Origin of the sequence: Roseburia inulinivorans DSM 16841, from assembly GCF_000174195.1 — a bacterium.
Lineage (GTDB): Bacteria > Bacillota > Clostridia > Lachnospirales > Lachnospiraceae > Roseburia > Roseburia inulinivorans.
On the sequence record NZ_ACFY01000042.1, the window covers coordinates 1 to 17,187 of the forward strand.

Here is a 17,187-nt window from a genome sequence, read left to right on the forward strand (position 1 = left end):
TTGCTTTATTTCTGGTGTATAATTCGCTATAATCGATATAGAATCTAAGACACAGGTACGGAAACGATAAAAAACGATGGAACATCAGACAGGGAGAAAACGATGGGGAAAAAGGAATGGAAGAAGATCAGACATGGGATCATCATTTTTGTGATGGCATTTTTCAGTGCAATACCATTTGTGGTATATGGAAAAAATATTGATTCCAAAGAAACAATCCGTATTGGATATATTGATTATGGCGGGTTTATCGATCTGGACGAAAATGGGGAGTATACAGGATATGGCGTGGAATTGCTGGATAAGATCGCTGAGTATACCGGATGGAAGTACGAATATGTGTATGACACATGGGACAATGTCCTGAAAAAACTGGAGTCAGGTGAGATTGATATGATCTGCCAGGCGCAGAAAACACCGGAACGTGAGGAGAGATTCCTGCTTTCGAAGTACTGGGCGGGAACAGAAGCCTGTGTTCTTTATGCAAGAATGGATGATGACAGGTATTATTACAATGATTATGAGGCTTTTAATGGCATCCGGGTGGCAGGACTGAAAGAAAGTTTTCAGAATGATGATCTGAAAGAATATGCTCAAAAGAATGATTTTTCGTTTGAGTTGAAAGAATACATGACGACAGAAGAATGTTTTCAGGCATTGGAGGAAGGTGCTGTGGATGCAGTCGTACAGGGATCGCTTGTCGGGATGGACGATTATAAGATTATCTGCCGGTTTGGAGCACAGCCATTTTATCTGATGGCAGGAAAGCAGAAGCAAAAGGTAATGGAGGATGCCGATTATGCGCTTGGAGAGATCACAGCGGATTATCCGACATTTTTAAGTGAACTGTACCAGAAGTATTATGGAGATACTTCTGCCATGGGGCTTGCATTTACAAGAGAAGAAATTGAATATATTAGGGCACAAAAACAGGTGAATATAGCGTTTATCAATAACAGACCACCGTTTTCAATGGAAAATGACGACGGAGAAATCGAAGGGATCATTGTTGATCTTGTGAGTCGGATCCGGGAGAGCAGCGGCCTGAATCTGCAGTACACGATGCTGGAAAGTGGTCAGCGTGTGATAGATTATCTTGAAAAACATCCGGCAGATCTGGTGGCTGGTGTCGTAGTCGAAAATCCTGCATTCACAAAATCTGATTATCTGGTATCAGATGTCATATACACAGGGGAAGTGGCGCTTGTCTGCAGGCAGGGGATGAACTATACACCCGGAGATGCAGAGAATAAGTATATTCTTGCAATCACGAAGAGTTATGCGGCACTGGAAAATTATATCCAGGCAAATTATCCGGAGTTTGAGATTGTAAAATGCACTACGACAGAGGAATGTATGGAACTTCTGAACAGCGGAGAGTGCGACTTTATGGCACAGAATGTCAACGTGGTGACACCGCTGCTGCAGAAACCGCGGTATGAGGGATTGACGGTACTGCCTAACCTGTCTAAGGAAGAACCGATGGGGATTGTTGGAAAAAACAGTGATGAAAATAAAATTCTGATGAGCATTATCAATAAATGCATTACGCAGATTTCCTCTCAGGAAGTATCCCAGATCACGATCAGCCATACAGTGGCGAATGGGTATCAGCTTACCTGGACGGATGTGCTGTATAAGTTCCGCTATCCGCTTATTGTCATCTTTATTTTGCTGGTGGCGAGTATTCTGTTTATGATTTTCTGGCAGGAGGCGAGACGAAAAAGCTATTTAAAGATTGCGGAGAAGAATGAACAGCTTTTAGAGGCAGTCGATCAGGCAAACCGGGCAAATCAGGCAAAGAGTGATTTTCTTGCAAGAATGAGCCACGAGATACGGACACCGATGAATGCAATCGTAGGACTGACGGAGATCGCAAAACACTATGAGGATGATCCGAAGAAGATAGAGGACTATCTCGATAAAATCGATGTGTCGTCCAAGGTGCTGTTAAATATTATCAATGATATTTTAGACATGTCGTCTATCGAGAATAAAAAGATGAAAATTGCAAAGGAACCGTTTGATCTTCATGAGATCTTAATGTCTGTCTGCACGATTTATGAACCGCAGTGTAGACAGAAAGGGATAGTGTTTGAGGTACAGGACGAAGAGGTGACGCATACATATCTGATCGGGGATGGACTTCGTGTGAACCAGATTTTGCTGAATCTGGTTTCCAATGCTTACAAATTCACGTCGTCCGGTGGGAAAATCACGATCAAAGTGAAGGAACTCTATGTGAAGGAGGAGAAAGCATACTTTAATTTCCTTGTGGAAGATACCGGGGAGGGCATGTCGGAGGAGATGCAGACGCGGCTGTTCCAGCCGTTCGAGCAGGAGAGTGCGACAACTGCGCAGAAACACGGAGGAAGCGGACTGGGGCTGTCCATTGCAAAAAATTTCGTGGAACTGATGTCAGGCTCCATTTCCGTGAAATCGAAAAAAGGAGAGGGAACGACATTTGTTGTGTCTATTCCATTTGAATTCGAACAGGCTGCAGAACCGGAAATAACGGAGCGGCCGGTGGAAAACGATTTGTCCGTGGTACAGGAAGAACAGGCGGTATATGATTTTGCCGGGAAAAAAGTATTGCTTGCGGAAGACACCGCATTTAATGAAGAGGTGGCAACAGAACTGCTTGCAATGGTACATATGGATGTGGATTGTGCACATAACGGCAAGGAAGCCGTCGAGTTGTTTGAGAAGGCAAAGCCAGGTACTTACATGGCAATTCTTATGGATATTCACATGCCGGTGATGAATGGTTATGAAGCGGCACGCACAATCCGGAAGTCAGAGAGAGAGGATGCCGGAACGATCGCAATTTATGCCATGACTGCAAATTCTTTTGAGGAGGATGTCAGTGCAGCCTTAAATGCGGGAATGAACGGACATATTGCAAAACCGATCGATGCGCAGATCTTATATGAAGTTTTGGACAAGCTTGCAAAAAAACAGCAGTAAAAGGAATTGTTTGCAACCTGAATGGCTTTGTGGTAGTATATCTAATGGCTTTTTATGATCTGAACGGAAAATAAGCAAAAAGGAGCATATATAAAACATGAAATGGAATAAATATACCATTGAGACAACGACTGCGGCAGAAGATTACTTAAGCTCTGCACTTATGGATCTTGGCATTGAAGGTGTGCAGATTGAGGATAATGTGCCGCTGACAAAAGAAGATCAGGCAGAGATGTTCATTGATTTTCTGCCGGAACTTCCACCGGATGAGGGGATCAGCTATGTCAGTTTTTATCTGGAAGACAACGGACAGGATGACACTGAACTGTTAAAACAGGTCAAGACAACCATCGAGGAGATGCGGAATGTGGTAGATATGGGAACCGGAAAGATCACATCCGACCAGACAGAGGATCTTGACTGGATCAACAACTGGAAGAAGTTTTTCAGCTCTTTCTATATTGAAGATATCCTGATCAAACCAACATGGGAAGAACTGAAGGAAGAAGACAGGGACAAGTTTTTGATCGAGATCGATCCGGGTGTCTCTTTTGGAACAGGCAAGCATGAGACGACACAGCTCTGCATCCGGCAGTTACTGAAATATATTCGTGGAAATGAAACATATACGCCGCAGGTAAAGACACCAAAGGTTCTTGATGTTGGCTGCGGAAGCGGTATTTTATCGATCGTGGCACTGAAATTAGGGGCATCAGAGGTAGTCGGAACAGACCTTGACCCGGACTGCATGACTTCCACACACGACAATATGGAAGTAAATCATCTCGATCAGAAACTGGGAACATTTTATGTTGGAAATCTGATCGATGATACAGAACTTCAGGAAAAAGCCGGAACGGAAGAATTTGATATCGTTGTTGCCAACATCCTGGCAGACGTGATCATTCCAATGGCACCGGTGATCCCGGCGCGTTTAAAAAAAGGTGGATATTTTATCACATCAGGAATCATCGATTTTAAAGAGAATGATGTGAAAGAGGCAATTGAGAAAGCCGGTCTGGAAGTTGTAGAGATCAATCATCAGGGCGAATGGGTGAACATTACAGCAAGAAAGAATTAGGAAAAGACATGTATCAGTTTTTTATAGAAGATGAAAATGCAGCAGAAGATTTTGTGACAATTGAAGGCAGCGATGTCAACCATATTAAAAATGTGCTGCGGATGAAACCGGGAGAGAAAATCCGTGTGTGCACCAGAAACGGACAAAAACTATTTTTGCAGTATATCTGATATTACAGAAAGCTTTGTTCGTGCGGATATTCTGGAAAAAGAGGCGGAAAGCACAGAACTGCCATGCAGGATTTATCTGTTTCAGGGGCTTCCGAAGAATGACAAGATGGAATGGATCATTCAGAAAACTGTGGAACTTGGCGTTTATGAGGTCATACCGGTTGCCATGAAAAACTGTGTGGTAAAGTTAGATGACAAAAAGGCAAAATCAAAGGTGACGCGCTGGCAGGCGATCGCAGAGAGCGCAGCAAAACAGTCAAAGAGAAGTCTGATCCCGGAAGTGAAGATGCCGATGTCGTACAAAGAAGCTGTGGCATATGCCAAGAAACTGGATGTGAAACTGGTTCCCTATGAAAACGAGCATGGAATGGCAGGGACGAAGGCTGCAATGGAACAGATAAAAAAAGGCGAAAGTATCGCAGTGTTTATCGGACCGGAGGGCGGATTTGCGCCGGAAGAGATTGAAATGGTCAGAGATGAAATGCAGCTGATCTCACTTGGCAGACGGATCCTTAGAACAGAGACGGCAGGAATCGTAGCCCTTGCGATTTTGGGATATCAGTTAGAGAGTCAGACCGATGGCAGGGATGAGTAGAAGAGTGATGCTGCATAGATAAAGAAGGATAATTATGGAAACAAATTTGACAGAAGTTTATTTGGATAATTCTGCAACGACCCGTTGCAGTGAACGTGCAAAAGATTTGATGGTGAAAGTTCTGATGGAAGATTACGGAAATCCATCCTCACTTCATATGAAAGGTGTGGAAGCAGAGAACTATATCAAAGAGGCTAAGAAAAAGATCGCAAAGACGTTAAAGGTGGATGAGAAAGAAATCCTTTTCACATCCGGAGGAACGGAATCAAACAATACTGCACTGATCGGAGCAGCACTGGCAAATAAAAGAGCCGGAAATCATATTATCACGACATCAATAGAGCATGCGTCTGTTTCAGCAGTTACAGGATATTTAGAGGAACTTGGCTTTCGAGTGACATATCTGAAAGTGGATGCAGATGGTATCATTTCACTCGACGAACTGCGGGAGGCGGTATGTGAGGACACGATCCTCGTCTCTATGATGATGGTCAACAATGAGATCGGAGCAGTGGAACCAATCGAAGAAGCAATCAAGGTGATCAAAGAAAAAAATCCGAATACATTGGTACATGTGGATGCGATCCAGGCATATGGAAAGTACCGTATTTTTCCGAAAAAACTGGGGATTGATATGCTTTCTGTCAGCGGACATAAAATCCATGCGCCGAAAGGAACAGGATTTCTGTTCATCAAAGATAAGACGAAGGTAAAACCGCTGATTTACGGTGGCGGGCAGCAGAAGGGCATGCGCTCCGGAACCGAGAACGTACCGGGTGTTGCTGCGTTAGGTGAGGCTGCCGAAGAGATTTATGAAAACTTTGAGGAAAAAATTGACCACCTTTATCAGATCAAACAGCGTTTTGTGGAAGGCGTTTTAAAAATAGAAGGTGTGTCTGTCAACGGAAAGACAGGACGTGATTCCGCACCACAGATCGTCAGTGTGAGTATTGACGGCGTGCGCAGTGAGGTTATGCTCCACACATTAGAGGACAGAAAGATTTATGTGTCAGCGGGAAGCGCATGTTCCTCGAACAAACCATCCGTGAGCCATACATTGACAAACATCGGACTTAAGGGCAGTCTGCTGGATTCAACGATCCGGTTCAGCTTTTCTGTGCATACCACAGAGGAAGAGATCGATTATGCCTTGGAAGTCATGAACGAGGTTGTGCCAAAGCTCCGCCGTTATACGAGAAAGTAGTCCGGCAATTGCGAAACTCATGAAAGTGTAAAATGAATTGTGGAAAAGTAACAAAAGACATGAAAAAGGAGAAAATATGTATAAATCATTTTTGATCAAATATGCGGAGATCGCGATCAAAGGAAAAAACAGATATTTATTTGAAGATGCATTGGTAAGCCAGATCAACCATGCATTGAAAAAGGCAGAAGGAGAATTTCTTGTCCGGAAAGAGCAGGGAAGAATTTATGTCGATACGTTGAGCGACTATGATTATGATGAGGTTGTGGAAGCATTAAAATGTGTGTTTGGTATCGTCGGGATCTGCCCGGTTGTATTGTTGGAAGACGAAGGATTTGACAAACTTGCAGAGGAAGTCATTGCATACATTGATAAGGTGTACCCGGACAAACATTTTACATTTAAAGTAAATGCCCGCCGCGCAAGAAAGAATTATCCGATGGAGTCCATGGAGATCAATGCAGCCATGGGCCAGAAGATTTTAGATGCTTACCCGGAGACAAAAGTAGATGTGCATCATCCACAGGTGGTATTTAATATTGAGATCCGTGCAAAAATTAACGTATACTCAACGATTATTCCGGGACCGGGTGGAATGCCGGTCGGAACGAACGGCAAAGCAATGCTGCTTTTATCCGGCGGGATCGACAGTCCGGTGGCTGGATATATGATCGCAAAACGCGGTGTTACGATCGATGCTACTTATTTCCATGCGCCGCCATATACTTCAGAGCGTGCAAAACAAAAAGTCGTTGACCTTGCAAAAATTGTTGCAAAATATTCAGGACCGATCAATCTGCACGTTGTGAACTTTACGGATATCCAGCTTTATATCTACGAGCAGTGTCCGCATGAGGAATTGACGATCATCATGCGCCGTTACATGATGAAACTTGCAGAGCATTTTGCAAAAGAGAATAAATGTCTCGGTCTTATCACCGGAGAGAGTATCGGACAGGTGGCAAGCCAGACGATGCAGTCCCTTGCAGCAACGAATGAGGTATGTACGATGCCGGTCTATCGTCCGCTCATTGGATTTGACAAGCAGGAGATCGTCACGATCTCTGAAAAAATCGATGCATATGAGACATCCATTCTTCCATACGAAGACTGCTGTACCATTTTTGTGGCAAAACATCCGGTGACAAAACCGAACTTAAATGTGATCCATAATGATGAGAGAAAGTTAAGCGAAAAGATTGATGCATTAATGCAGGAAGCCATTGATACGGTAGAAGTGATCCACATTGAGGGATAAAACAAAAAAGCAGGCAGTATCAGAAAAAGGAACTGTCTGCTGCAAAAAGAAAAAGCCACAGAACGTATCTTCTGTGGCTCAAATCTTCGGAAATGATTAAACTAAATATGGTTTTAATACTTCCATGATTTCATCCATATTGCTTTCAGCATGAATTGCTAAATCAATTGGTTTGGATAAATCTAAACTGAAAATACCCATAATGGATTTTGCATCGATCACATATCTTCCGGAGATTAAATCGAAATCAAATTCGAACTGGGTGATTGCATTAACAAAAGATTTTACTTTGTCAATGGAGTTTAAAGAAATCTGTACTGTTTTCATGATAAAAAACCTCCTTAATTAACTATCAAAGTTAACTTTATAGTAATGGTTTTTTATGGAAAAGTCAACACAAAATAGGAGTATCGAATGAAAATAAATAAGAAAGCCGCACTGCACAATTTGGGATGCAAGGTAAATGCATATGAAACAGAGGCAATGCAGCAGATATTAGAAAATGCAGGTTATGAGATTGTCCCATTCACAGAATATGCGGATGTCTATGTGGTCAATACCTGTTCCGTTACCAATATGGCAGACCGCAAGTCAAGACAGATGCTGCATAAGGCGAAAAAGATGAACCCGGATGCAATCGTTGTAGGCGCCGGATGTTATGTGCAGACAAAAGAGGCAGAGGCACTGCTTGATGATACGGTGGATATCGTGATCGGAAATAACAAAAAACATGAATTGCTTGCCATGCTCGAAGCATATGAAAATGACCACGGAAAGTGTGGGAATGTGATCGATATCAATCATGAGAAGCAGGAATATGAGGAAATGTTCTTAGAGCGCACCGCAGAGCACACCAGAGCTTTTATCAAGGTGCAGGACGGATGCAACCAGTTCTGCAGCTACTGTATCATTCCTTTTGCAAGAGGAAGAGTGCGGAGCAGAAATTCTGAAGATGTGATCCGGGAAGTGAAACGCCTTGCGGAACATGGATTCAGGGAGATCGTCCTCACGGGGATCCACTTGAGTTCCTACGGTGTGGATACCGGTGACAATCTGCTCCATCTGATCCGGGAAGTGCATAATGTCGATGGGATTGAGCGGATAAGGCTTGGAAGCTTAGAACCGAGAATCGTGACGGATGGATTTGCGGCGGCACTTGCAGGACTGCCAAAGATCTGTCCGCATTTCCATCTTTCCTTACAGAGCGGATGCGATGCCACACTGCAGCGCATGAACCGCAGATATGATACAAGGGAATATGAAGAGGGATGTCAGATCCTGAGAAAATATTTTGACCATCCTGCCATCACGACAGATGTGATCGTAGGTTTTCCGGGAGAGACAGAGGAAGAATTTGCGGTTACAAAAGAATATTTAAAACGTATCCATTTTTATGAAATGCATATCTTCCAATATTCTAAGAGAGAAGGAACAAAGGCAGCTGTGATGGAACATCAGGTTCCGGAACCGGTGAAAAAAGAGCGGAGCAATATCCTTCTGGCGTTAGAGAAGAAAATGTCTGAAGAATTCCGGGAATACTATGTCGGAAAACAGGTGACAGCTCTGATGGAAGAGGCTTATGAATTTGAAGGTGAAACATATTTTACCGGATACACAAAAGAGTATGTAAAGATCGCTGTGAAGTCGGCAGCTGACCTTTCGAATCAGTTTGTGAAAGGAACGATCCGGGGCAGATTGACAGATGATATCTATCTTATGGTTGAATTTTAGGACAAACTATATTAGAATAAGCTAGAGGATTACTGTAATTATGAAGGCACTGAATAATTACGGATTACTTTCTTACCATAGAGTAAAGAAGAGTATAAGGGCGTGACAAATATGCAGAACATCAATAATACGCAATATTTCAGAGTGGAGAAGGAGCCGGAACTGCAGGTAAAGGATGTACTTGCAATTGTGTATCGTGCACTGAGCGAGAAGGGATACAATCCACTGAATCAGATTGTTGGATATATTATGTCAGGTGATCCTACTTATATCACCAGTCATAATAATGCAAGAAGTCTGATCATGAAAGTAGAGCGTGACGAATTAGTAGAAGAAGTATTGAAAGCATATATTAAGAATAATCATTGGAATTAAGGTACTTAAGAAGAATTGGATAAGTACAGATTAATATATGCCTTACAGGAAAAGTCTGTCCGGGTGAAGGGCAGAGGCATGGAGATTTTGAATGAGAATATTAGGTTTAGACTATGGCTCAAAGACTGTCGGTGTGGCAGTCAGCGATGAGCTTTTATTTACTGCGCAGGGACTGGAAATCGTCAGAAGACAGTCCCCTAATAAACTGCGCCAGTCTCTGGCAAGAATTGAGGAAATTATCAAAGAATATAACGTAGAGCGCATCGTTTTGGGTTATCCTAAGAACATGAATAATACAGAGGGTGAGCGCTGCGAAAAAACAAAAGAATTCAAAGAAATGCTGGAGCGTCGTACCGGACTTAATGTGATTCTGTGGGATGAGAGGCTGACGACCGTATCAGCAGATAAGCATATGATGGAATCAGGAATCCGCAGGGAAGACCGCAAAAAGTTTGTGGACGAGATTGCGGCTGTTTTTATCCTGCAGGGCTATCTTGACTATCTTGCAATGCATCCGGAAGAAAAATAAGGTCCATAGAAAGTAATCCCAATGACGACAGCAGACCAGAAAAATATAAGAAAGGAAGAAAGATGGAAAAAGTTATTTTTACAGATCCGGACACAAAAGAGAAAATTGAATTTTATGTGTTGGAAGAGACACAGATCAATGGAAAAAAATTTCTTTTTGTAACAGAAGAAGAGGATGGAGACAGTGAAGCATATATTTTAAAAGAGATTGCAGATGAAAATGATGATGTTGTCTACGAGATGGTGGAAGATGACAACGAACTTGCAGCTCTTGGTAAAGTGTTTGCGGAATTAATTGACGATGCAGATATTGAATATTAGTAAATTAAGAAATGGAATTGGAATTTTGAAGAAACAGGAAAATATAACAGAAAATCTTACTGCGGAAGAGAATCGTAAAGAGATCACAGAGACAATAGAAAATGCTGCGGCAGAGAAGAAACCTGCACGCAGACCGGCACGAAAGAATGCAACAGCCACAAAGAAGAAAACAGACGAGGCAGCAGGGAAAGAAGAAAAAGGCGGAAAGGCTGAAAAGAAAGCCAGAGCAGAGAAGAAAACAAAAAGTGCGTCTGCAGAGACTGTAAAAGTGAAAAAGAGCGGAAAAAATAAAGATGGAGGAAAAGACTTGAAACAGAATGAACATTCCTCAAAACTTAAGATCATTCCACTTGGCGGATTAGAGCAGATCGGAATGAATATTACAGCTTTTGAGTATGAGGACAGTATTATTGTTGTGGATTGCGGATTGTCATTCCCGGAAGACGACATGTATGGAATCGATCTTGTAATCCCGGATATTACCTATTTGAAAGACAACATTGATAAAGTAAAGGGATTCTTTATCACACATGGTCATGAGGATCATATCGGTGCGATCCCTTATGTATTAAAAGAGGTAAATGCACCGATTTATGCAACAAAACTTACCAATGGTATTATCGAACACAAATTAAAAGAGCACAATATGCTCACAAAAGTAAAACGTAAAGTTGTAAAATACGGACAGCATATCAACCTTGGTTGTTTCCGTGTGGAATTTATCAAGACAAACCACAGTATTCAGGATGCCGCAGCACTTGCTATTTATTCACCGGCAGGAATTGTTGTGCATACCGGAGACTTTAAAGTAGATTACACACCGGTATTTGGAGATGCGATCGATCTTCAGAGATTTGGTGAGATCGGTAAAAAAGGAGTTCTTGCATTAATGTGCGACAGTACAAATGCAGAGAGACCGGGATTTACCATGTCAGAGAAGACTGTTGGCAGAACGATCGATGCCATTTTTGATGATAATAAGAATTCAAGGATCATTATTGCAACTTTTGCATCGAATGTAGACCGTGTGCAGCAGATCATCAATGCAGCGTATAAGAATGGAAGAAAAGTGATCGTGGAAGGCCGTAGTATGGTAAATATTATCGGCACTGCAAGCGAACTTGGATATATTAATATCCCGGATAACACACTGATCGATATTGAACAGTTAAAAAATTATCCGGATGAACAGACTGTCATTATTACAACCGGAAGTCAGGGAGAGTCCATGGCGGCACTGTCGAGAATGGCATCCGGCATTCACCGCAAAGTGACGATCAAGCCAAATGATACGATCGTGTTAAGTTCCAACCCAATCCCTGGAAATGAGAAGGCAGTTTCCAATATTATCAATGAACTGTCCATGAAAGGTGCAAAGGTTATTTTCCAGGATGTACATGTATCCGGTCATGCGTGTCAGGAGGAGATTAAGTTGATCTACTCTCTGGTGAGACCGAAATATGCGATTCCGGTGCATGGAGAATACCGTCATCTGATCGCACAGGCGAGAGTGGCAGAGGAACTTGGAATTGACAAGGACAATATCTTTATCTTATCTTCCGGCGACGTATTAGAACTCGACGAGGAGAGCGCGGCAGTGACCGGAAAAGTCCATACCGGAGCGATCATGGTAGATGGACTTGGCGTCGGAGATGTCGGTAATATCGTATTGAGAGACAGACAGCATCTTGCAGAAGATGGTATTATCATTGTTGTATTGACATTGGAAGGCGGCTCCGGACAGGTGCTTGCAGGACCTGATATCGTATCCCGTGGATTTGTTTATGTCCGCGGTGCAGAGACACTCATGGAGGAAGCAAAGCAGGTACTGGATGAGAGAATGCAGTACTGCATGGATAAAGGCATCACAGACTGGGGCAAGATCAAGACAGAGATCAAAGATTCTCTCAGTGATTTTGTATGGAAAGAGACAAAGAGACGTCCGATGATCATGCCAATTATTATGGAAGTATAAAGCACTTGAAAAAAGCAGCTTGGGAGCAGATATGAGTCAGATAGAAGATGCTATGGATGGATTAATGACTGCGATCAGAAACAGTGAGGAATTCATCCGATATCAGGCAATTAAGGAAAAGGTACATGGCTTTCCAAAACTGGAAAGCCAGATCACAGAATTTCGTAAGAAAAATTATCTGCTGCAGAACAGTCAGGGAACTGTGGATCTGTATGAAGAGACAGACCGCATGGAGAATGAGTACCGGGAGTTTCGGAAGAATCCTATGGTGTCAGAGTATCTTGCAGCAGAAAATGCACTCTGCAAAATTATGCAGCAGATCAACTGGACTTTGATCGAGGGACTGGAATTTGAAGTTGGCTTTGAGGAATCATGAGGGAAGAGATGAATTTGAACAAAGTAGTTTTTCGTTTTGTCAGCATTAGTTTTTCAATACTTGTCATTTTGCTGGTATTGATCGGATTTGTGAAAATTGGAACATATTGCTATGATTTTGGCTATCGTGTATTTACAGAGGCACCTGTCGATGCAGAGCCGGGCAGGGATGTTATCGTCCAGATCTCAGACGACATGTCAGACATGGACATCGCAAAGGAACTGAAAGAAAAAGGTCTTGTGGAGAATGCAAAGCTCTTTTTTGTACAGTTAAAAGTGTCTGCCTACTCCGGCAGGCTTCATTCCGGTGTCTACACATTGAATACGTCCATGACAGCGAGAGATATGATGGTGCTTATGGCAGCAGAACCGGAGCAGAGTTCTACAGACGACACGGAGACGGTCACAGGCACTACCGAAGAGACAACTGAAGAGACAACCGATACACAGAAAGATGCAGATACAGTCACAGGAGAGGAATAGAAGTGATCGTTGACGAGAGACTGGTAACATATATCAATTCCCTGGATACCGGGAATACAGAAATTTTAGATGAGATAGAACGTGAGGCACTGGAAACTTATGTGCCGATCGTGCGCAAGGAAATGCAGAGCTTTCTGAAACTGATCTTATCGATAAAAAGACCCGCAAGAATCCTTGAAGTTGGAACAGCAGTTGGATTTTCAGCAATTTTAATGGCTGAATACAATCCAATCCCATGTGAAATCACCACAATTGAGAATTATGAAAAAAGAATTCCCATTGCAAAAGAAAATTTTGTGCGGGCAGGAAAAGAAAAACAGATCACCCTCTTAGAGGGGGATGCAGCAGATATCTTAAAAGAATTGCGGGAACCGTTTGATTTTATTTTTATGGATGCCGCAAAAGGGCAGTATATCCATTTTATGCCGGAAATCTTAAGATTGTTAAAACCGGAAGGAATTCTGGTATCAGACAATGTTTTGCAGGACGGAGATATTATCGAATCCCATTTTATTGTGACGAGAAGAAACCGTACGATTTATAAGAGAATGAGGGAATATCTGTACGAACTGACGCATTCCGACGAGCTGGTAACTTCGGTGCTGCCGATCGGAGATGGAATTACCGTGAGTGTGAAGAAATAGGAAAGGAAGGATACAAAAGGAATGAGAAGACCGGAACTTTTAATACCGGCAAGCAGCCTTGAAGTATTAAAAATAGCTGTTATTTACGGCGCAGATGCAGTATATATTGGTGGCGAGGCGTTTGGACTCCGTGCAAAAGCAAAGAATTTTTCCATGGAAGAAATGAAAGAGGGAATTGAATTTGCACATGCGCATGATGTAAAAGTTTATGTCACCGCAAATATTCTGGCACACAACGACGATCTTGAGGGTGTGCGGGAATATTTCAAAGAGTTAAGGGAAATAAAACCGGATGCGCTGATTATTGCGGATCCTGGTGTATTTCAGATCGCAAAAGAGGTCTGTCCTGAGATTGAGCGTCATGTCAGCACACAGGCGAATAACACAAACTATGCAACTTATCTGTTCTGGTATGGACTTGGAGCAAAACGTGTCGTCTCTGCAAGAGAGTTATCGATCGCAGAGATCAAAGAGATCCGGGAACATATCCCGGATGATCTTGAGATCGAGACATTTATCCATGGCGCAATGTGTATTTCCTATTCAGGACGCTGCCTGCTTTCCAATTATTTTACCGGAAGAGATGCAAATCAGGGAGCATGTACACATCCGTGCAGATGGAAGTATTCCATCGTGGAAGAGACCAGACCAAATGAATATATGCCGGTATATGAAAATGAGCGTGGAACCTATATTTTTAACTCAAAAGATCTCTGCATGATCGAACATATTCCAGATCTTTTTGATGCAGGTATTGACAGTTTTAAAATAGAGGGTAGAATGAAGACAGCACTCTATGTTGCGACTGTGGCAAGAACATATCGTAAGGCAATCGATGATTATAAGAAATCACCGGAGCTTTATCAGCAAAATATGCCATGGTATTTAGACCAGATCTCAAACTGCACTTACCGCCAGTTTACCACCGGTTTCTTTTATGGAAAGCCATCGGATGAAGCGCAGATTTACGATAACAATACTTACTTGAAAGAATACACATACCTCGGTATTGTGGGCGAAACAAATGAAGAAGGGCTATATCGTATTGAACAGCGTAATAAGTTTTCCGTTGGTGAGCAGATTGAAGTGATGAAGCCGGATGGAGAGAATATTGAAGTTACGGTAAAACGCATTGTGGATGAAGAGGGCAATGAAATGGAATCTGCGCCACATCCAAAGCAGGTATTATATATTGATCTGGGACATCCATTGGAAATGTATGATATTTTACGCAGAAAAGAGTAGACGAGAGTGACAGTTCAGCAGTTTATATGGAGCTGAATCACAATAAACGGACTGGAAAGGAATGGTTACGAGTATGGCACAGGAAAAATATGTAGCATATGTGGGCACCTATACCCATGAGAACAGTGTAGGAATTCATATTTATGATGTTGATGTAACGAAAGGATATATGACGGAACGCAAAGTCGTTCCAATCAATAATCCATCTGATCTTGTTGTATCCAAGAACAGAAAATTCCTTTATTCTATTGCAGATGAAGGTGTGGAAGCTTTCAAAGTTTTAAAAGACGGAGATCTTGAACCAATCAACGAACAGTGGATTGGTGGTATGAGAGGCTGTTATGTCGAAGTGGATGATGAGAACCGTTATCTTTTTGTAGGCGGACATCATGATGGACGTGTTACGATGATGCATTTGAATGAAGATGGAAGCATTGGCGATATCGCAGATGGTATTTTCCACAAGGGAATGGGAAGAAGTATTGCACAGCGTAATTTTATCCCACATGTAGACTGTGTAAAATTGACACCGGATCAGAAGTTCCTCTGTGCAGTTGATAACGGACTGGATCAGGTAAAAATTTACCGTGTCGATTATGAATACGGAAAATTAGAGCTGGTTGATATTATCCGTGGACCACTGGAGTCAGCTCCTCGTATGATCCGTTTCTCCAGAGACGGCAGATTTGCATATATTCTGTACGAATTGCTGAATCAGGTAGAAGTGTACAGTTATAAGATTGTGGATGATATGCCTGTATTTGAAAAAATCCAGACGATCACCACGATGGGACCAAAAGATGATGATGTCTGCGCAGCATCCGGTATGGAAGTTTCCAAGAGCGGAAAGTATTTATATGTAAGTAATTCTGGTGTAAACTCTGTTATCTGCTATGCGATCGATCCAAAAGAGGGAACTCTTTCCGTCACATTCCAGACGAGAGTCTGCAGCGATTTCCCTAAGATGCTTGCAATCTTCCCGGATGAAAAACATTATCTGACTCTGAATAATGCATCCAATGATATTGCATTTTATGCAGTGGACTACGAGAAGAAATACTCTATCTGGGAAGGAAAACCGATCAAGGTTGACAAACCGAACTGCATTTACATTTTGAAACTGGAAGCATAACCGGAGTTTAATTGGCGTAGTGTCGCAGATTCCGTGGTGCTTTTATAGGGTGTGAAGGGCAGATATAAGCGTCCTCTCACAAGTCGTGAATTTTATATGTTAATGAAAAAGAAAAACGGTATAAACGAAATATTATGTTTCTGTTCGCTGGACATTCCGATAGGCTTCTAAGCAACAATCTTGAGAAGCAGTGGCTTCCCAAGATTGTTAGAATCCTATCTCCATAGCTCACGAAGAAAATAATATTTGTTCATACCGTTTTTCTTTCATTTACGTTATGAATGACTTGTGAGAGGACGCTTATACATGCCCAATTTACGCTGTGAATTGAACCACAGAATCTGCAATTTATGTTATGGAAAAGATAGGTGAGATTATCGTACAGATTGAGGATATAGCCAGCCAGACAAATCTTCTTTCCTTAAATGCTTCCATTGAAGCAGCAAGAGCCGGAGAAGCAGGAAAAGGATTTGCTGTTGTCGCAGACCAGATCAGAAATCTGGCAGAGCAGAGTGCAAAATCGGCAGTAGATTAAAAAGCACTTATTGAAGCTGCTATTCACGAAGTTGGGGATGGAAATATGTATGCCGAGAAAGCTTCCGCTTCATTAAAAGAAGTTGTGGATGGCATACAGACGATTGCCGGCAGTGCAAGGAAGATGAAAGAAATCTCCATTGAACAGGCAGATAGCATGGATCAGGTAGAGCAGACAGCAGAAAGAATTGCCGAGGTAGTTCAGAATAATTCGGTAGCAGCAGAGGAAACATCAGCAACAAGTGAAGAACTTACGGCACAGGCTACAACACTTAGCGGTATGGTTTCGGTATTCAAATTGAGGGAATAAGAATAGACAAAGTTTTTTTACTTTCTGCTCTGTTGATTTTTGCTTATATCGTGATTTTCTGCAATGAGTATTGAAAACCTTTTTTTTCTAATGTTAAAATTAAGTAAAGATTAAAAGACATAATATATATTTCAGATAATATTAATTTCATTGAGAAAAGCTGTGAGCAGCATATACATGAGTAGACATTGTTAATTTACAATACATAAAATGTAGACAGACAAGGAGGTTGGTTTATGTCAAGGATAACGGATTATGC

15 protein-coding genes and 2 pseudogenes are annotated in these 17,187 nt (G+C 42.1%); 16 read left to right on the forward strand and 1 reads right to left on the reverse strand.

The window, feature by feature from the left end:
* Window positions 1–102: 102 nt before the first annotated feature.
* From ROSEINA2194_RS04510 to thiI, 5 genes and pseudogenes are all read left to right on the forward strand, one after another.
* Window positions 103–2,967: a transporter substrate-binding domain-containing protein gene (locus tag ROSEINA2194_RS04510; protein ID WP_007883911.1), complete on the forward strand. Its 2,865-nt coding sequence runs from the start codon at window positions 103–105 to the stop codon at window positions 2,965–2,967.
* A 97-nt stretch (window positions 2,968–3,064) separates the two neighbouring features.
* Complete coding sequence (gene prmA, locus ROSEINA2194_RS04515; protein WP_007883917.1) at window positions 3,065–4,048, forward strand: 50S ribosomal protein L11 methyltransferase; 984 nt, start codon at window positions 3,065–3,067, stop codon at window positions 4,046–4,048.
* Window positions 4,049–4,056: 8 nt separating this feature from the next.
* Window positions 4,057–4,813: pseudogene (locus ROSEINA2194_RS04520) on the forward strand (16S rRNA (uracil(1498)-N(3))-methyltransferase).
* A gap of 34 nt (window positions 4,814–4,847) precedes the next feature.
* A complete protein-coding gene (locus tag ROSEINA2194_RS04525; protein WP_007883920.1) occupies window positions 4,848–6,017 on the forward strand; it encodes a cysteine desulfurase family protein in 1,170 nt (389 codons plus the stop codon).
* Window positions 6,018–6,093: 76 nt separating this feature from the next.
* On the forward strand, window positions 6,094–7,275 hold the full coding sequence (gene thiI / locus ROSEINA2194_RS04530; protein WP_007883921.1) for a tRNA uracil 4-sulfurtransferase ThiI: 1,182 nt from the start codon (window positions 6,094–6,096) through the stop codon (window positions 7,273–7,275).
* A 96-nt stretch (window positions 7,276–7,371) separates the two neighbouring features.
* On the opposite strand, the gene ROSEINA2194_RS04535 is transcribed toward thiI, so the two are convergent.
* Window positions 7,372–7,602: an HPr family phosphocarrier protein gene (locus ROSEINA2194_RS04535; protein WP_007883927.1), complete on the reverse strand. Its 231-nt coding sequence runs from the start codon at window positions 7,600–7,602 to the stop codon at window positions 7,372–7,374.
* A gap of 87 nt (window positions 7,603–7,689) precedes the next feature.
* Here ROSEINA2194_RS04535 and mtaB point away from each other — a divergent pair, with 87 nt between their 5' ends.
* The 11 genes and pseudogenes from mtaB to ROSEINA2194_RS23470 all read left to right on the forward strand — a co-directional run.
* Window positions 7,690–9,006 carry a tRNA (N(6)-L-threonylcarbamoyladenosine(37)-C(2))-methylthiotransferase MtaB gene (gene mtaB / locus ROSEINA2194_RS04540; protein ID WP_007883930.1) on the forward strand — a complete coding sequence of 439 codons (1,317 nt, stop codon included), beginning with the start codon at window positions 7,690–7,692 and terminating at the stop codon, window positions 9,004–9,006.
* A gap of 111 nt (window positions 9,007–9,117) precedes the next feature.
* Entirely contained in the window at window positions 9,118–9,381 is a 264-nt protein-coding gene (locus ROSEINA2194_RS04545; RefSeq protein WP_007883931.1) for an IreB family regulatory phosphoprotein, read from the forward strand.
* A gap of 91 nt (window positions 9,382–9,472) precedes the next feature.
* Window positions 9,473–9,910 carry a Holliday junction resolvase RuvX gene (gene ruvX / locus ROSEINA2194_RS04550; protein ID WP_007883934.1) on the forward strand — a complete coding sequence of 146 codons (438 nt, stop codon included), beginning with the start codon at window positions 9,473–9,475 and terminating at the stop codon, window positions 9,908–9,910.
* Between the two features lie 62 nt (window positions 9,911–9,972).
* Complete coding sequence (locus ROSEINA2194_RS04555; protein WP_007883935.1) at window positions 9,973–10,230, forward strand: DUF1292 domain-containing protein; 258 nt, start codon at window positions 9,973–9,975, stop codon at window positions 10,228–10,230.
* Entirely contained in the window at window positions 10,211–12,205 is a 1,995-nt protein-coding gene (locus tag ROSEINA2194_RS04560; protein WP_007883937.1) for a ribonuclease J, read from the forward strand. The genes ROSEINA2194_RS04555 and ROSEINA2194_RS04560 overlap by 20 nt, the downstream gene beginning before the upstream one ends.
* A 31-nt stretch (window positions 12,206–12,236) precedes the next feature.
* Window positions 12,237–12,581: a YlbF/YmcA family competence regulator gene (locus tag ROSEINA2194_RS04565; RefSeq protein WP_007883938.1), complete on the forward strand. Its 345-nt coding sequence runs from the start codon at window positions 12,237–12,239 to the stop codon at window positions 12,579–12,581.
* Window positions 12,582–12,589: 8 nt separating this feature from the next.
* On the forward strand, window positions 12,590–13,063 hold the full coding sequence (locus ROSEINA2194_RS04570; RefSeq protein ID WP_044927205.1) for an endolytic transglycosylase MltG: 474 nt from the start codon (window positions 12,590–12,592) through the stop codon (window positions 13,061–13,063).
* A gap of 2 nt (window positions 13,064–13,065) precedes the next feature.
* Complete coding sequence (locus ROSEINA2194_RS04575) at window positions 13,066–13,707, forward strand: O-methyltransferase (RefSeq protein ID WP_007883951.1); 642 nt, start codon at window positions 13,066–13,068, stop codon at window positions 13,705–13,707.
* Between the two features lie 21 nt (window positions 13,708–13,728).
* Window positions 13,729–14,952: a peptidase U32 family protein gene (locus ROSEINA2194_RS04580; protein WP_007883953.1), complete on the forward strand. Its 1,224-nt coding sequence runs from the start codon at window positions 13,729–13,731 to the stop codon at window positions 14,950–14,952.
* 73 nt (window positions 14,953–15,025) lie between these two features.
* A complete protein-coding gene (locus ROSEINA2194_RS04585; RefSeq protein WP_007883955.1) occupies window positions 15,026–16,084 on the forward strand; it encodes a lactonase family protein in 1,059 nt (352 codons plus the stop codon).
* A gap of 358 nt (window positions 16,085–16,442) precedes the next feature.
* Window positions 16,443–16,928: pseudogene (locus tag ROSEINA2194_RS23470) on the forward strand (methyl-accepting chemotaxis protein); the annotation flags it as partial.
* Window positions 16,929–17,187: the final 259 nt, after the last annotated feature.

What these genes read in the sequence shown, in the direction of transcription:
- ROSEINA2194_RS04510 (WP_007883911.1), top strand. Translation starts at nt 103, where the DNA reads ATGGGGAAAAAGGAATGGAAGAAGATCAGACATGGGATCATCATTTTT.
- prmA (WP_007883917.1), top strand. Translation starts at nt 3,065, where the DNA reads ATGAAATGGAATAAATATACCATTGAGACAACGACTGCGGCAGAAGAT.
- ROSEINA2194_RS04525 (WP_007883920.1), top strand. Translation starts at nt 4,848, where the DNA reads ATGGAAACAAATTTGACAGAAGTTTATTTGGATAATTCTGCAACGACC.
- thiI (WP_007883921.1), top strand. Translation starts at nt 6,094, where the DNA reads ATGTATAAATCATTTTTGATCAAATATGCGGAGATCGCGATCAAAGGA.
- ROSEINA2194_RS04535 (WP_007883927.1), bottom strand. Translation starts at nt 7,602, where the DNA reads ATGAAAACAGTACAGATTTCTTTAAACTCCATTGACAAAGTAAAATCT.
- mtaB (WP_007883930.1), top strand. Translation starts at nt 7,690, where the DNA reads ATGAAAATAAATAAGAAAGCCGCACTGCACAATTTGGGATGCAAGGTA.
- ROSEINA2194_RS04545 (WP_007883931.1), top strand. Translation starts at nt 9,118, where the DNA reads ATGCAGAACATCAATAATACGCAATATTTCAGAGTGGAGAAGGAGCCG.
- ruvX (WP_007883934.1), top strand. Translation starts at nt 9,473, where the DNA reads ATGAGAATATTAGGTTTAGACTATGGCTCAAAGACTGTCGGTGTGGCA.
- ROSEINA2194_RS04555 (WP_007883935.1), top strand. Translation starts at nt 9,973, where the DNA reads ATGGAAAAAGTTATTTTTACAGATCCGGACACAAAAGAGAAAATTGAA.
- ROSEINA2194_RS04560 (WP_007883937.1), top strand. Translation starts at nt 10,211, where the DNA reads ATGCAGATATTGAATATTAGTAAATTAAGAAATGGAATTGGAATTTTG.
- ROSEINA2194_RS04565 (WP_007883938.1), top strand. Translation starts at nt 12,237, where the DNA reads ATGAGTCAGATAGAAGATGCTATGGATGGATTAATGACTGCGATCAGA.
- ROSEINA2194_RS04570 (WP_044927205.1), top strand. Translation starts at nt 12,590, where the DNA reads ATGAATTTGAACAAAGTAGTTTTTCGTTTTGTCAGCATTAGTTTTTCA.
- ROSEINA2194_RS04580 (WP_007883953.1), top strand. Translation starts at nt 13,729, where the DNA reads ATGAGAAGACCGGAACTTTTAATACCGGCAAGCAGCCTTGAAGTATTA.
- ROSEINA2194_RS04585 (WP_007883955.1), top strand. Translation starts at nt 15,026, where the DNA reads ATGGCACAGGAAAAATATGTAGCATATGTGGGCACCTATACCCATGAG.